This window comes from Pontibacter litorisediminis, from assembly GCF_029360645.1.
In the GTDB taxonomy this organism is placed as follows: Bacteria; Bacteroidota; Bacteroidia; order Cytophagales; family Hymenobacteraceae; genus Pontibacter; species Pontibacter litorisediminis.
The window spans coordinates 481435-496565 of the sequence record NZ_JARDUA010000002.1 but is presented as its reverse complement, the minus strand read 5'-3'; the positions used below and the strand labels follow the sequence as shown (position 1 = coordinate 496565).

The 15131-nt window shown below is 52.5% G+C and carries 14 protein-coding genes; 6 read left to right on the top strand and 8 right to left on the bottom strand.

Annotation, left to right across the window (positions count from 1 at the left end; all coding sequences use genetic code 11):
* The first annotated feature begins 28 nt into the window (after positions 1-28).
* Positions 29-991 (top strand): sterol desaturase family protein, encoded by a 963-nt coding sequence (locus PXG97_RS08305; RefSeq protein ID WP_276497290.1) that lies wholly within the window; start codon positions 29-31, stop codon positions 989-991.
* A 106-nt stretch (positions 992-1097) separates the two neighbouring features.
* Here PXG97_RS08305 and PXG97_RS08300 read toward each other — a convergent pair whose 3' ends face one another.
* Positions 1098-1529: a hypothetical protein gene (locus PXG97_RS08300; RefSeq protein ID WP_276497289.1), complete on the bottom strand. Its 432-nt coding sequence runs from the start codon at positions 1527-1529 to the stop codon at positions 1098-1100.
* 96 nt (positions 1530-1625) lie between these two features.
* Positions 1626-2675 (bottom strand): nucleoid-associated protein, encoded by a 1050-nt coding sequence (locus PXG97_RS08295; protein ID WP_276497288.1) that lies wholly within the window; start codon positions 2673-2675, stop codon positions 1626-1628.
* 270 nt (positions 2676-2945) lie between these two features.
* On the opposite strand from PXG97_RS08295, the gene PXG97_RS08290 reads away from it, so the two are divergent.
* Positions 2946-3668, top strand: coding sequence for a porin family protein (locus PXG97_RS08290; protein WP_276497287.1), 723 nt, complete (start codon positions 2946-2948; stop codon positions 3666-3668).
* 143 nt (positions 3669-3811) lie between these two features.
* Here PXG97_RS08290 and PXG97_RS08285 read toward each other — a convergent pair whose 3' ends face one another.
* A complete protein-coding gene (locus PXG97_RS08285) occupies positions 3812-4453 on the bottom strand; it encodes a hypothetical protein (protein ID WP_276497286.1) in 642 nt (213 codons plus the stop codon).
* Positions 4454-4649: 196 nt separating this feature from the next.
* On the opposite strand from PXG97_RS08285, the gene PXG97_RS08280 reads away from it, so the two are divergent.
* Positions 4650-5654 (top strand): alpha/beta fold hydrolase, encoded by a 1005-nt coding sequence (locus PXG97_RS08280; protein WP_276497285.1) that lies wholly within the window; start codon positions 4650-4652, stop codon positions 5652-5654.
* 8 nt (positions 5655-5662) lie between these two features.
* Here the strand turns inward: PXG97_RS08280 and PXG97_RS08275 are convergent, their stop codons facing one another.
* Positions 5663-5890, bottom strand: a complete 228-nt coding sequence (locus PXG97_RS08275) for a hypothetical protein (RefSeq protein ID WP_276497284.1) — start codon at positions 5888-5890, stop codon at positions 5663-5665.
* A 262-nt stretch (positions 5891-6152) separates the two neighbouring features.
* Here PXG97_RS08275 and PXG97_RS08270 point away from each other — a divergent pair, with 262 nt between their 5' ends.
* The gene (locus PXG97_RS08270) at positions 6153-6524 is read left to right on the top strand and encodes a hypothetical protein (protein WP_276497283.1); all 372 of its coding nucleotides are present in this window, start codon (positions 6153-6155) and stop codon (positions 6522-6524) included.
* Between the two features lie 124 nt (positions 6525-6648).
* On the opposite strand, the gene PXG97_RS08265 is transcribed toward PXG97_RS08270, so the two are convergent.
* The 3 genes from PXG97_RS08265 to PXG97_RS08255 form a co-directional block, all read right to left on the bottom strand.
* The gene (locus tag PXG97_RS08265) at positions 6649-7032 is read right to left on the bottom strand and encodes a hypothetical protein (protein ID WP_276497282.1); all 384 of its coding nucleotides are present in this window, start codon (positions 7030-7032) and stop codon (positions 6649-6651) included.
* 301 nt (positions 7033-7333) lie between these two features.
* On the bottom strand, positions 7334-7735 hold the full coding sequence (locus tag PXG97_RS08260) for a response regulator (RefSeq protein WP_276497281.1): 402 nt from the start codon (positions 7733-7735) through the stop codon (positions 7334-7336).
* A 29-nt stretch (positions 7736-7764) separates the two neighbouring features.
* Positions 7765-11112, bottom strand: a complete 3348-nt coding sequence (locus PXG97_RS08255) for a PAS domain-containing sensor histidine kinase (protein ID WP_276497280.1) — start codon at positions 11110-11112, stop codon at positions 7765-7767.
* Positions 11113-11432: 320 nt separating this feature from the next.
* Between PXG97_RS08255 and PXG97_RS08250 the strand changes: the two genes are divergently transcribed.
* On the top strand, positions 11433-13667 hold the full coding sequence (locus tag PXG97_RS08250) for a heavy metal translocating P-type ATPase (RefSeq protein ID WP_276497279.1): 2235 nt from the start codon (positions 11433-11435) through the stop codon (positions 13665-13667).
* 37 nt (positions 13668-13704) lie between these two features.
* A complete protein-coding gene (locus tag PXG97_RS08245) occupies positions 13705-13914 on the top strand; it encodes a heavy-metal-associated domain-containing protein (protein WP_276497278.1) in 210 nt (69 codons plus the stop codon).
* A gap of 195 nt (positions 13915-14109) precedes the next feature.
* Here PXG97_RS08245 and PXG97_RS08240 read toward each other — a convergent pair whose 3' ends face one another.
* Positions 14110-15129, bottom strand: a complete 1020-nt coding sequence (locus tag PXG97_RS08240; protein WP_276497277.1) for a PorP/SprF family type IX secretion system membrane protein — start codon at positions 15127-15129, stop codon at positions 14110-14112.
* Positions 15130-15131 lie beyond the last annotated feature (2 nt).

The following is a 15131-nucleotide window of genomic DNA, read 5'->3' as shown; positions in this document are numbered from 1 at the left end:
CGGGTTTTGGCCGTTCTTAAAGGCTAACATGTTTTTATCATATTGGATGGAGAAAGAGCTATACAATTTTGAGGAGCTTAAGCAGCTGGACGACCTGACCATTATGCATTACGCGGCACCTATTATCGTACTGTCGGTGGTGGGGGAGTGGCTGTATGGCATTTACAAAAACCGCAACACGTACCATAAAACTGAGTTTGTGTCGGCTTTAACCATAGGTGCCGTGAACGCCATACTTGGAGGGCTGCTGAAGCTGTGGCTGTTCGGGCTGGCGCTGGTCATCTACAACAACGTGCCCTGGGCTATTCCGCGTGGTTGGGTCGCTTTCATCATCTGCTTTGTGGCTATAGACTTTTGCCGGTACTGGGCGCACCGCATTGCACACGAGCAGCGCTTCTGGTGGGCCACCCACGTCACGCACCACTCCTCGGAGCGCATGAACTTCTCGGTGTCGTTCCGCACCGGCTGGACGCAGCACATCAAGTTTATCTTCTTTATCCCTGTGCCGATGCTGGGCATAGACCCTTTCACGTTCTTTATCTGTCACCAGGTGGCGGTGCTGTATCAGTTCTGGGTGCATACGGAGCTGGTCGGTAAACTGCCGCGGCCCATCGAGTATATCTTCGTCACGCCATCGCACCACCGGGTGCACCACGGGTCCAACCCCGGTTACATCGATAAAAACTACGGCTCTACTTTCATTATCTGGGACCGGCTGTTTGGCACGTTCGAGCCTGAACGGGAGCAGGTAAAGTATGGCCTTACCAAACCCGTAACCTCTTTCAACCCCATTTACCTTGTTTTCCATGAGTGGATGGACATCTGGGAGGACATGAAGCACGCCCGCAGCTGGAGGGAAAAGTTTCTTATACTTTACAAGCCGCCTGGGGCAGTGGTGACGGAGCACCAGCGCAAGAGCCAGGCGCAGCCGGAGCAAACCCAGCAGGAGCAGGAGATAACGCTAGCCTCTGATGCAGCCCATACAGTATGAGGAGGTGCATCTGCCCTTGGCAGACGCCGCCCGGAAATTTAAGGGAGAAGTTCCTTGCCTGTAAGTAGAAACGAAAAAGCATGGCTAAGAGGCCATGCTTTTAATGTTAGTAGCTATCCTGGTACGCCGAGTTTTGCTGTCTGGTGGTGGGGTTGCTTTGCATCTCGTTCGGCACGCCCATCTTCTGCTCGCGGCGCTGCTGGTACTGTTGGAACTGGTGCGGCGTCAGCACATCCTTTAGTTGCGAGAGGCGCGTCTGGCTAATCATATCCATCTGGTTTACCAGCTTCCGCGGATTATTTTTATACTTCTTCTTGGCCTCCTCGGCCTGCTTTAGGCTGGTGAGGTTAATGGCGTATACTTTCTGGGATTGCTGCGGCGAGAGGCGCAGGTTTTTGCTAAAGCCGGCAGTAATGGCCTCGGCGCGCTGCTCCAGGCTTTGTTCGGCCTGTGCGGTTTTGGCCTGCGGCGGCTGGGCCTGTGCAAAGGCAGCGGGTGCGGCAAGGGCCAACGCAAAAGCAAGGGCTATCTTCTTCATATCTTTAGTGTCGTATTTCTGCTGATGTGGTACGGCAATTATCGTTCCGGTTCTTACAGAAAGTATAAAACAGCCTGAGGGAGGCGATAGTTTCAGTTAACTCTCGTTGTAAAAATATACTTTGTAAAAGTGCATGCCCCGTTCCTGGTCAAACCCACGCTCCACATACTGCTCGCTCTGCTCCGGGTTGTAGCCACTAAACTTGATCTCTATCTGCGTATCCAGCTTAATGAAGTTGCGGAACTTGCGCTTCATGTTGCGCACCGTGTTCTTGTTGATGGCAAAGTCATGAAAGCCCTCAATATCGCGCTCCTCGGCAAAGTTCTGGCTGTACTGCATAAAACGCTCCTTCGTCTCGGGCTCGTCAATCACGCTGCTCGTGAACTCCTCCAGGTCAAATGTCTCGCTCTTGGAGAAATAATCCACCGAGCGGCTGATGAAATCTACCTGCGCTTTTTTGCTCTCGGTGCGGGCGTACACTTCCTCCGAAAAATCCTTGCACAGGTTCAGAACGGTTTTGGTGTTATAGTTAGTGTCCTGTAGCTCGGTCACATTCAGGAAATTCTCTTTCCAGAAAACGGCGTCGTGGCTGTTGGCGTCCACCAGCTTTACCCGGAAACCGTCCTCGGCCTGCGTGTTATAGATCATGCAGCCCTTGTCCACACCCTTCAGGTTCACCCCAAAATGGTAGTTCACGTTCAGGTCGTCCTCCTCATCCTGGAAGGTCAGAAAGGTGTCCTTGTTCTCTGACTTGAAGATACCGATGGCCTGGACCACCTCGTCTTCCATCACGCAGCCTTCAAAATGCGCTACGTACAGCTCACCGCTCTTCACCTTCGGGTGGTCCGACTGCGCGTACAGGTGGTTCAGAATATGTACAGAATATTCCTGGAAGTTCTGCGGTTCGGTGAAGATCAGCGCCGAGTAAGCGAACATCTCGTTCAGCGCCAGGTCAGAGGTATGGGTGAAACGGAAAAACTCCTCCTGCTTAAATGGCGATATGAAATAATTCACCAGCAGGTCGTACAGCTGCTCATCTCGCAGGTCCACCGGCTCCCTGGAGGCAATCACGCCTTCTTCCTTTGCTTTGTTTCCCACCCTGTGCACGGCCAGCTGCTTCAGGCGCACCTGTGTTCTGTCTTTCATCTCTCTTCTTGGCTACTGTTGAGGGCACAAAGCTACGCATTTGCCGGCTTTTTGCCGCTGCTACAGCCGGTTTTAACTGCCCATGCTTTACCCCGTGAGTGCGGAGTTCCGGTAGTAGTAAAATTTTATTTTGTTGACGATCAGTGTGTTGTGTTTTTGGTGATGCGGAGTTGGATAGAAAAGTTCCTTTTTTGGCACGGTTATTTCATTCAGCCCCAATGAGCAGGCCAGCTTACCGGAAAAGATTGAAGAAACTTAATTACTACGACCATGAAGAGGATTTTTCTACTTATAGCTGTAGCTATAGGGCTGGCTGCATCAAGCGCTGAGGCCCAGCAGCGGCCTGTTCGATATAACAAGCAACCTAACTACGACAGCAACTCCAACCAGCTGCGCCTGGGTATCAGAGCTGGTGTAAACCTGGCCGACTGGGACGGCGAAACCATGCAGAGCGTGCAAGACCTGGTAGACATGTCCGGGGGGTACGCCAGCCGCGAGATGCGCACGGGCTTTCATGTGGGCACTTACCTGAGCATACCGGTGGCACCGGGCTTCGAGATTGAGCCGGGCCTGCAGTACTCTCAGAAAGGGATGGTACTGAAAGGCAAAGTTCCGCTGGAGCAGTTTGATTTCCTGAACGCCAACGTGACCCTTACCAACAAAGCCGAATACCTGGACCTGCCTGTGCTGGCGAAGGTATACGTAGGGGAAGGCTTCTATATTTTTGCAGGCCCACAGGTATCTTACCTCTTGTCTAACAAGGTGGCCGCAGAGGCTGGAGCTTTAGGCTTTAAGGCCCTGAACCAGGAGTGGGACATGAAGAGCGGTTTCAGAGAGTTGGACGTGGCCGTAACCGGCGGCCTGGGCTACCGTTTCGCCAATGGCCTGAACATCAGCGCCGGCTATGACTATGGGGTTAACTCCATCGACAGCAGAAACAACTTCGATACGTTTAACCGCGTGATAAAGGCATCCGTAGGTTATACTTTCTAAAAGATAAAGTTTAGTGTTTGGTGATTTACACAAGGCCCACCGCAATTGCGGTGGGCTTTCTTTTGCCTAAAGGCGAAGCTAAAAACAAGCCCCGCTGCCGGTAAGGCAGCGGGGCTTGTTTTTAGCTGTTGCTAGTTGCCCTCTTACGACTTCTTGTAAGGGAACTTCTTCGAAGAATTCTTCATCAGGGCGTTGGAAAGCGACTGGCGGCTGCTGAAGACACTGCCCGAAGCTGCATAGTCATACTTCCACATCAGATCGCCGGCCTGTGCCTCGTGTATCGTGATGGATGTGTTTACTGTGTTCGTTGGTCCCCAGGCGCCCACCAGCAGGCCAACCGCCACGGCCGCCCCGTCCGACATCGGCTTAGACATAACCGCGTTACCCGAAACAACGGCGTCCACACCGAGGATCTGGCAAAGTTTTTCTTTAGACGTGGAACGCAGGTCCTCGTACGTCAGGCCAGCGTCGTTGAGCAGAGTGTTGGTCTTGTTCACATCCTGAAAGGTCACCGTATACTTGTCCTTGCTCATCTGGCGCAGGAAATACCCGTACACGTCGCCTTGCATGCCGTACCCATAGTCGCGCTGCTGCTCTAGCATCATCTCGGCCGTAACGCCCTTGGGTAGTCTTCTGGACTCAATGGTTACCTCAAATGGCATGATGGCTACTACTTTGTGGTTTTGCCTTACCTGATCAAAGCTGGCGGCCTTGTAAATCTGGGGGCCACAGCTGTTAAGGGCAAGGCTAAGGCACAGGAGTGCTAAAAAGTAAATTTTTCTCATGGCTAAAAGTTTGTTAAAAGATTAATAGGGTTTGAATTGATTAAAAACGGGTATAAACATAGATAAATTAATACATAAAATTGCAATAATATCAGTGCTTTATTTTGCTCCTGGTAGTGAGAGGTAGCAGGTGATTTGCGTTTCAGAACAAACCGCCTCTGAGATTGTAATGTATACCGATGCAAAAACAACTATTATGAAGAAAATCAGTCTACTAACTGCGATCTGTTTGCTGCTGTCGCTTGGCTATACACAGGCGCAGCAACAGGTGCCAAGCTCCCTCAACGCCACCCTGGATGGATACAAGTATCCTTTCGAGGTAAAATACTATGATGTAGCGGTAGAGGGGCAGACCTATAAAATGGCCTACATGGATGTGGCCCCTGCAAAGCAGGTGCAGAACCCGCCGGTCGTGCTGCTGTTGCATGGCAAAAACTTTATGGGCGCCTACTGGCGGGAAACCATCAGGCGACTGGCTGATGATGGGTTCCGCGTGATTGCGCCAGACCAATTGGGGTTTGGGAAATCAGACAAGCCGGAGGTAAATTATACTTTCCATCAGCTGGCCCAGAACACACAGCACTTGCTAGGGCAACTAGGCGTGGAGAAGGTTGCCGTGGTAGGACACTCGATGGGCGGCATGCTGGCTACGCGCTTTGCGCTGATGTATCCTGAAATGACGACAAAGTTGGTGCTGGAGAACCCGATCGGGCTGGAGGACTACCGCGTGTTTGTGCCTTTCAAGAACCTGCAGGAGCTCTATGAGTCAGAGCAGAAGCAGTCGGAAGAGGCTATCCGGAAATATCATCAAACCTACTACACCTCCTGGAAGCCCAGCTACGACGAGTGGGTGCAGGTACCTGCCGCTCAGATAAACCACGCAGACTACCCCAAGGTGGCCAAAGTGTCAGCTTTAACCTACAGTATGATTTACCAGCAGCCGGTGGTGTACGAGTTTGAGCATCTGAAGGTGCCTACGCTGCTGATCATAGGGCAGGAGGACCGTACCATAGTGGGAAAAGGCTTTATTGAGGATAAGCAGAAGTTGCAGCAACACGGGCAATACCCGCAGCTGGGCCGGCGCACAGCCAAAGCAATTCCTGGGGCAAAGCTGGTTGAGCTTCAGAACGTGGGCCACATTCCGCATCTGGAGGCAACAGCGCGTTTCCAGGAGGAGCTGCTCCGATTCCTGAAGCAGTAAAACCTGCTTTAGTGATGGTGGTGATGGTCGTGGTCTCCTGGTTTGCTGTTGAAGTTGGCGATGGTGCCCAGGGCAAAGAACACTAGCCAGCAGATGTAGAGCGCGTTGAAATTCTCCACTACTTTGCCCAGCAACAGCAGGATCAGGTTCGCCACAAGGGTCATCACCAGGCCTGTGGTGGCCACAAATTGGTAGGAGTTCATCTCCCTCGGGTCATAAATCTTGGATAGCTTCATGCGCTGTTGTTTTGGTTCCTGCTTTGGGTAACACTTGCGGCGCAAGAGAGGTGCCACAAAGTATAACTTTCGGCAAAGATAAGAGAACAGCCTATACTTACAGCCGTTCATACTTTGCTAATCCCAAGGCGCCGTGTCTGCCCAGATGTTAGGAGCTGCTCATAATTATGCGGTTGGTATTTTATGTTAAGTATAAAGGCGCTCATGCGAACCATGGCCTTCTGCAAGCGTATACCCTTCTGTAACTAACCTGAGATGAACGATGGATAATAATAAAGAAGATAAGAAGAAAGCACCCTCGGAAGAAAAGAACATCCACAGCGATTATAACGAGCGTGTTGGTATGGGCAACAACCCAGACCCTTCGGCGAAGCGCAACATAGGGCCGGATGGGTATACTGAGCGCCCGGGCCAGAAAGACAAACTGAAGAACCTGCATATTGGCGGTAACGAAACGACCGGCTACGGCGCCAACGATCCCCAAAGCCACGAGGCTACCGCGCAGGGGCCTGGTTTCGAGTTTGAAGGAAGCGACACAGGCATGGATGACGATGTGGCTGGCATCCGAACCGGCGATCAGCCGCTGGGGGAGGATGAGAAAAGACCTGACGACGCAGATTACAGCCGCAGGTAACCTTGCCTTTGCACCATAAAACAGGAGCGGGAGCCGAAATCGGCTCCCGCTCCTGTTTTATGGTGCTCCGTTCGAAGAAGGCCTCCAGGTGTGGCGGCCTTCTTCATCTTGGACTGTTTTGGGGTTACTCCTCCTCGCTCACTGCCACAAAGCGGGCTACTGGCGTTGGCTTGTTTTTGTAATTGGCGTAAGCCTGCAGCTGGTTGGCGTTCAGGAAAGCGCTTACCTTCTCATCATACTGCAGGGCCAGCTCCTCCAGCTTGTGTTCTACAAGGTGCGTATCGGTGTTGTGGCTGCTGAGTATGGCTTGGGTGGCAAGCATGCGCTCGCGGTTCAATTCTTTCAATTTAATGTAGCCGAGCTCGTTCAGGCGGAGCTCACGGGCCATGGAGCGGGTAATCTCAGTACACCGTTGTTCAGCTTCTCGGCTGAGTTTAAGCGGAGACTGGGCAAAAGCTGCGGAGGCACTTATAAGGAAAGCGGCAATAACTAGTAAAACGTTTTTCATAGGGTTAGTAAGCTATAATGGTAAGATTATGTTAAAAAGCTTCTCAATTGGCTACTATATAGCTATATAGCAGCCTTGGAAGTTATTTAGCTTTACGCTCCCCTAAAAAGATATGTTGTGTATTATTTATTGTAAATATTAAATATATTAAATAAAGGTCAATATGTTCTTTGTATATTAATATATTTCTATATCAGAGTATAGCTTTGTATAGTGTACGCACAAGAGACCGATAGGATAGGGGTGGGGTATAAAAAAAGCCACTGAGGAGCAGTGGCCAGTTATACAAACAGGAGGGGAGTTAAACGAGATAGTCCTCCCTTATTAAGTTCAGAATCTCCGGAGACAGCGGTTTTGAAAAGAAGTCACGCACCTCAGCATGGGTTTTGGCGCATATAATGTCTTCCCGGTCCACAGCCGAAGACAGCATGAACAGGCTGCATTCCTTGGTCACTTCTTCTGGCAGGTTCCTGTACTCCTCCAAAAACTTCCACCCATCCATGCCAGGCATGTTTATATCAAGAAAAATCAGATCCGGAAACTCCTCAGGGCACTCTTCCGCCATCTTTCTCAGGTTGTTCAGCGCATCCTCTGCCCACTCATAACTAACCACACGTTCTGCAAAGTTCTCACTCTTGATAATCGTCTCACACACAAAGTTGTTGATCTGATCATCATCAATTAGAACTACCTTTTTCAACATATTCATTATACAAGTTACCTAAGTCTTTTTTAGATGTAGACCTTAAATGTAGTGCCTTTTCCAACCTGGCTATTGACCTCAATCTTACCATCCAGCAGGTCTACCTGCGTCTTAACCAAGTGCAAGCCAAGGCCTTTGCCATCTATATGTGGATGAAAGCGCTTATAGAGACCAAAAAGTTTGCCTTTTACTCTCGCAAGGTCAATACCAAGCCCATTATCGGAAATTTCGATGCAAATATAATCGTTTTGCTTATAACTTCTTATATAAATGTGCGGCCTCCTGCCAGGGTCCCGGTACTTAACGGCGTTTGTTATCAGGTTCTGGAGTATACTGTGCACATAGCTCCTCAGCGTAACAGTGCAGGGAGCCTCTGTGAAGTCGTAGTCCACGCTGGCGTCGGTGTTCTGTAGCTCAATGGAAATACTTTTGAGGATATCTTTCAGCAGGCTCTCAAAGTAAATCTCTTCCGCTACGTCCAATATTTGGCCACGCACCGTCAGGATATCATTTAAGTCGCGGATGGTGTTATCCAGGTGCTGCGCCGATTTGGCCAGGTTATCAATCACATGCCTGTTTAGCTCTGCCTCGGGGTGCTCGCGGTTGTAGATGGTGGTTAGGCCCAATATGTTGGCAATGGGCGCACGCAAATTGTGCGATACTATGTAGGCAAACTGCTGCAGGTTCTGGTTTTGCACCTGTAGCTGTTCTGTCAGCAGGGTCCGCTTTGCCTCTACCAGCTTGCGTTCGCTAATATCAGACACGGAGGAATCTATCCTCAGGACCTCGCCGTGCTTCCCGAGCATGGGCGACATGCGCAGCAGCACCCACTTCAAGGCGCCGTCGCGGGTAGTTATGCGCATCTCGTGCAGGATTTTCTGCCCCTTCGCTATCTCTTGCCTCAAGCGCCGCTGGAACTCCGGCAGATCATCCTGGTGGATGATGGTACGCCAGAGGTTCTCTTGCAGGAACTCACTTTCTGTATAGCCCGTGACATCTTTGCACTGGGGGCTGATGTATAAGATCTGCATGTCCGCATCGGCCGAAAGTATAACCTCAGGAATGTTTTCGATGGTAGACTGGAAACGGTTGCGCGCCTCCCTTATCTGCTTTTCCTTCTCCTTTTGCTCCGTAACGTCCTGCACCGTGCCTAGTACTTTCAGTACCTGCCCCTGATGATTCAGCAGCGGCTCCATGATGTGGTGCAGGTACTTTTGGGTGCCGTCCTGCAACAGGATGCGGTGCTCAGATTCTACGATGGTTTTTTCCTCTATCACCAGTTGGTAATCCTGCCAGGCTTTCTCCCTGTCTTTCGGGTGGCAGAAAGACAGCAGGCCGTTAAAGGTAGGGGTAAAGGTTTCAGGAGACACGCCATGCATGGTATAGAGGTAATCTGACATGCTCATGCTGTCGCGCTGCAGATCGCGCTCCCAATTGCCGAGCTTCGCTAATTTTTGCGCCTTGGTCAGCTTAGCCTCGCTGTCGCGGATGGCAGCCACGATCTTGCGCTGCTCCGAGATGTCGTGTACGCTTAGGGCTACGGCAACTACCTGCCTTTCCGGAGTGAACACCGGGCGGATGGCTACCTCAAACCAAAGCTCTCCACTGCCTGTCTCATAGATGGTGGGTTTGCCCTGCATGGCACGCTCATGGCTTTCCAGGAGAAAGTTCTTTTGCTCCTCGGAAATAAAATTGATGATACTCTGGCCTGCCTCCAGGTCCTTCAGCGTTATCTTTTTTACCTCTTCGGCGGCAACAGCATTAAACAGTACCACATTTAGCTCCTTGTTTAGCAGGTAAATAGCTTGTGGGGAGCTGTCGAGCAGCGCCCTCAGGTTGGCTTCGCTTGCGGTGAGCTTCTCCTGAGCCTCCTTCTGGTCTGTGATGTCTATAAAAGTGCCATTGTAAAGCAGTATGCCATCCTCGCTGGAGGAAGGCAAACCGTGCCCCCGGATCCAGATCCATTTCTGCCCGGCCTTATTCCAAATGCGCAGGTCCTGCAGCCAGGGCAGAAAGCCTCGGGTAGCGTCATCAATGCTTTTCATCACGCGCTCCAGGTCCTCCGGGTGTATGGATTCAAACAAGACGCTTGCGTTCTTGCAGGCCTCTTCAGGAGTAACGCCAGCCACGTCTTCAATCCCGTCGCTCACAAACGGAAAGCTCATGTTGCCATGTCCATCCACTTGAAACTGGTACACCGCACCAGGTATGCTGGAACTGATTTCACGCAGCTGTTTCTCACTTTTGGTAAGCTGGGTAACATAATCCTCCAGCCTCTGCACGTTTTCTGAGGTAACCAGGCGGGGGTAAACCCCTTCTTTTTCCGGCAGGGCATGCGACTGAAGCTTTACCTGAAACGTAGTGCCGTCTTTTCGCATGTGGGTCCTCCTCTCGCTCTGGGCGAAGGAGGCTTTGTCTAAATGGCTGAGGTGATTTTTTATTTCCTCTCTGTCCACTGCCGGTCTGATGTCCAGCACTGTCAGTTGCAGAAACTCCTCACGGGTGTAGCCATACTCCTGCACGGCCGCCTCGTTTACTTCCAGAAACCGGAGGGTGTGTTGGTCGAAAACCAGTATGGGAGTAGGATTGCTGTTGAAAAGCCGCTCGAAATCCAGCCGGGTGGCCTCAAGCTTTCGCTGCAGCGTTTCCCGCTCCCTAATTTCTGTGTTAAGTCGCTTGTTCTCCCGTTGCAGGCGCTTTGTGATGCGGCTAAAGGCAAACGAGGCTCCCAGGATAAGCGGTATCACCAGCAGCAGCAAGAGAATGTACTCATCCACCAGCCTGGCAAAAACCGGGAGAAAAGTGCTCGAATGCTCCAGGGCAGAGGAGGTAAACTCTTTGTTGAGGCTGATGAGGTTAGACTGATTGCGCGTGTAAAACGGCGCAAGGTTAGCCGACGAGTACGCCACGGCCGCAGTCTCCTGCATGTTATCAGAGAGCCTGATGATGGTATCGATATGGCTGTGGTAGATGCCAAGGTCATTGATAAGCTCGTGTAGTCTGTGCTCCTGCTCCTCGCCTCGCAGCGTGCTGTTTAGTTGCTGCAAAGTGGCATCTTGTAATCTGAAAGCGCTGACTAGCTCCTGCCTCAGGCTGTCTTTGGTAGCCGCGCGCTCTGCGTAGATGTGGGCCCTTAGCAGCACCTGGGACCGTTCCTTTGTTTCAAAAAGGGTGTTCACCAACCCCATCCGCTTATAGATAAGCTGCAGGTCCTGTTGATAATCCTTCTTTAATGAGCTGTTCTGCAAGTAAAAAAACACGCATGCAAACAGCAAGGCAGCCAGCATACTCCCAAAGGAGATCCTGATGTACCGTATGATGCGGCCATAACTATGGTGCGTGCGCTCTTCTGTTACAGGCTTATCTGTGTACGTCATGGTGGTGTGGCTGCTAAGCCAGTAGTCTGTAGGGAATCTGTAGCTTTAATACAATAAAGACTTAAAGGTCTTTAACCTTTAAAAATAAAGATTAATTAAAAAACGGCAATACAGCCTGTCATATTCATATATTAATCAAGCTTTTTCCCTTGGAAGTATAATAGTTGCAACATCGTTTTAGAGAGTGACCGCTTTTTTTAGTGCAAATTCATAGCAAGCCCCCCAGGTGGCCTGTAAAACATATAAGCCTTCTCCGGAATTATGTAACACCCAGGCAGCGGAGAGGGCGTACCTTTGTAGTAGATAAAACAATGAAAGAAATGGCAACTGTAAAAGATAGACAACTCACTAAAGCCACCTTTCCGGTAGAGGGCATGACCTGCGCCTCCTGCGCCAACAGCATCCAAAGCATGCTGAACGCACGCGAGGGAGTGGCCGAGGCCAACGTAAACTTTGCCGGCAAAACCCTGCAGGTGGCATACGATGAAAAAGAAGTGAGCCCCGCCCAGCTGCGCGAGACAGTGCAGGAAATCGGCTTTGACATATTGATAGAGGAAACAACGCAGGAGGAACTAGAGGAGCGGCAGGCCAGTGCACTGGCTGCCTTAAAACGCAAGACCATTATAGCCGGGGTGCTGGCACTACCCGTGTTCATCCTGGGCATGTTCTTCCACGATACCTTTGCCTGGGGCAACTGGGCCATGCTTATACTTACCGCGCCGGTACTGCTGTGGGCAGGGCAACGCTTCTTTGTTGGAGCTTGGGCACAGGCTAAACACGGCCGCGCCAACATGGACACCCTCGTGGCGCTTAGTACCGGTATCGCATTTGTTTATAGCGTGTTCAACACCGTTTACCCGGAGTTCTTTCTGGAGAGGGGGCTGATGCCGCACGTATACTTCGAGGCGGTGGCCGTGATCATTGCCTTTATACTTTTGGGCAAGTATTTGGAGGAGGGCGCGAAAGACCGTAGCTCGTCGGCCATCAAAAAGCTGATGGGCCTGCAGCCCAAAACGGTGCGGGTAATGCGCAACGGCACCGAACTAGAGCTGAAGATAGAGGAAGTGCAGCTGGGCGACAGGGTCGTGCTGCTGCCTGGCGAGCGGGTGCCGGTAGACGGGGAGGTTGCCTCCGGAACAACGTACGTAGACGAAAGCATGCTGAGCGGGGAGCCGCTGCCGGTGCAGAAACAGCCTGGTGATGCCCTCTATGCCGGTACCATCAACCAGAAAGGAAGCGTGCAGATCATTGCGCAGAAGACCGGCGGCGAAACCATGCTGGCCCACATCATCAAGCTAGTGCAGGAGGCGCAGGGCAGCAAAGCCCCGGTGCAGAAGCTGGTAGATAAGATCGCGGGCATCTTTGTGCCGGTGGTGCTGGTAATCGCCGTACTTACGTTTGCCGCCTGGCTGGTGTTCGGTGGCGAGGCCTACCTGACGGAGGCGTTGCTTTCCACGATTTCAGTGCTGGTGATCGCCTGTCCGTGTGCGCTGGGGCTGGCCACGCCAACGGCGATCATGGTGGGCGTGGGCCGCGGTGCCGAGAATGGCATCTTGATAAAAGATGCGGAGAGCCTGGAGCATGCGCACATGGTAAATGCCGTTATACTGGACAAGACTGGCACCATCACCTTAGGTAAGCCATCGGTGACGGATGTGGTGTGGGCGCAGGACACCCTGGAGCAGGAGCGGTTGGAGACGCTGTTCTTCTCCATGGAGGCGCAGTCGGAGCACCCGATCGCACAGGCCATCTATACTTTTTATAGAGAGCAGGGGCAGCAGGCCGTGCAACCGGATGCGTTTAGCAGCCTGACGGGCCTGGGGATAGAAGCCTCCTTTGACGGTACCCGCTACCTGGCCGGAAACGAGAAACTGCTGCGCCAGCAGAACGTGGAGCTGCCGCAGCACCTGCTGCAGGCGGCAAGGCAGCTGCAGGAGGACGCCAAAACAGCCATCTTCTTCGCTGACAGCAACCAGGCGCTGGCCGTGTTCGCCGTGAGCGACCCGGTAAAACCCGCCGCCGCCGAAGGTATAAAAGCCCTGCACGAGGCGGGGCTGGAAGTATACATGCTGACCGGCGATAACAGGCAAACCGCTGAGGCCGTTGCCCGGCAGGTAGGGATAGACCATTTCCAGGCAGAGCTGCTGCCAACCGACAAGGCTGATTTTGTGGGGAAACTGCAAGCCGAGGGTAAAGTGGTGGCCATGGTGGGCGACGGTATAAACGATGCGCAGGCGCTTGCTACCGCCGACGTCAGCATCGCCATGGGGCAGGGCACCGATATCGCCATGGAAGTGGCCGGCATCACGCTGATGCGCTCCGACCTGACGCAGGTGGCCAAAGCCGTGAAGCTGTCGCGGGCTACGGTGCAGACGATACACCAGAACCTGTTCTGGGCCTTCTTCTACAACGTGATCTGTATCCCGGTGGCGGCCGGCATACTGTTCCCGTTCACCGGTTTCCTGCTCAACCCGATGATCGCGGGTGCGGCCATGGCCCTGAGCTCGGTGTCGGTGGTGACGAACAGCCTGCGCCTGCGGGCCAAGAAAGTATGAAGTGTAAGTAATATGTTAAATATAAATCAAGGAAAGTATGGAAACCTATAAATTCAAGACCAACATTAACTGCGGAAACTGCGTGCGTGCCGTTACGCCCCACCTCAACAAGCTGGAGGGCGTGCAGGAGTGGAAAGTAGACACTGACAATCCCAACAAGGTACTGGAGGTAAAAGCAGATACCGCAGACGCGGAGACTATCAAAGATACGGTGAAGAAGGCCGGCTTTGAAGCGGAGCAGATCTAAGCAAGTATAAAACGGATTCTTTAGAAGGCTAACGGGGCATGGACCTGTTAGCCTTTTCTATTTTCATTAAATAGGAAGGCCTGTGTGCAGGAAGGGCAGGAGCAGGATAGGCTTTCCCCTTTCACTGGAAAAAGAAAAGGGCAGCTAAGGTAGCTGCCCCGTTTCTGACTCTCAAACTAAACCATTATTTTATAGCTACCATGCCCATTCCGGGCAAATGACTTTGCGTGTGTTACGCAGCTTAAACCCAAGCACTACCTCATGGCTGCCGGCGCTTGCCTGCCCTAACGGGGAGGTGGTGGCGTCGTAGGAGTAAGCCAGGTCCAGCAGGTGGTTGATGTTGACCCCCGCCATGGCTGCTACCGATTCCTCGTGCCGGTAGGTAACGCCTGCCCAAATCCTGTCCCCATACAGCACTTTCATGGTGGCATCTACCGATAGGGGGCTTGGCTGCGCCATCTTTACCATAACCGAAGGGATGAGCGAGATGTAGGGAGCCACATTCAGCCGGTAGCCACCGGTTACGTAGTAGTGCTGCTGCAGGGCACCATCCGTATCAGAGGGTGTATTGTCGGCCAGGTACTGACGCTTGCTGGGTACCAGTTGTGCCCCAGCCACCCCGGCGTAGAAGTTGCGGGAGTAGAGCCACAGGCCCATGCTCAGGTCAAACTTTACCTCATTCACGCGCCCGTCGTAAATGGCGGGGTCGTGGAGGCTGTTGTTGGCCAGCTTCACACGGGCAGGGTCCAGGCTGTACTGGATGATGCCAGGCTGCACGCCCGCCGATACCTTAAGGGTGCGCGTGAGCGGCTGGTGGTAGGCATAGCTGGCCGACACGCTGCCGCGCTTCAGCGGCCCCGTCTCCGTAGACATGGCCATCAGGCCAAAACCGTGGTGCGGGCGCGACCTGCGGTAAATGTTCGAGGGCTTCATGCTCGATTCTTTGGCCATGCTGCGGCCGCCGCCATAGTTGCTGCCGCCGGGCTTGTTGATGGGCATGTGCAACGTAGCATAATACGACTGCGGTGCTCCCTCCAGGCCGCTCCACTGGTGGCGCGTTCCAAGCCTCAGGTCGGCATAGTCCTCGATACCGGTGATGGCCGGGTTAGCGAGGTAGTTATTTAAAGTATACTGTGTGTACTGCGGCCGCTGCTGGGCAAAGGCGCTGCCAGCCACCACCAAAAGTATCAAGGCAAGGGCTAAAAGTCTGTTCATAG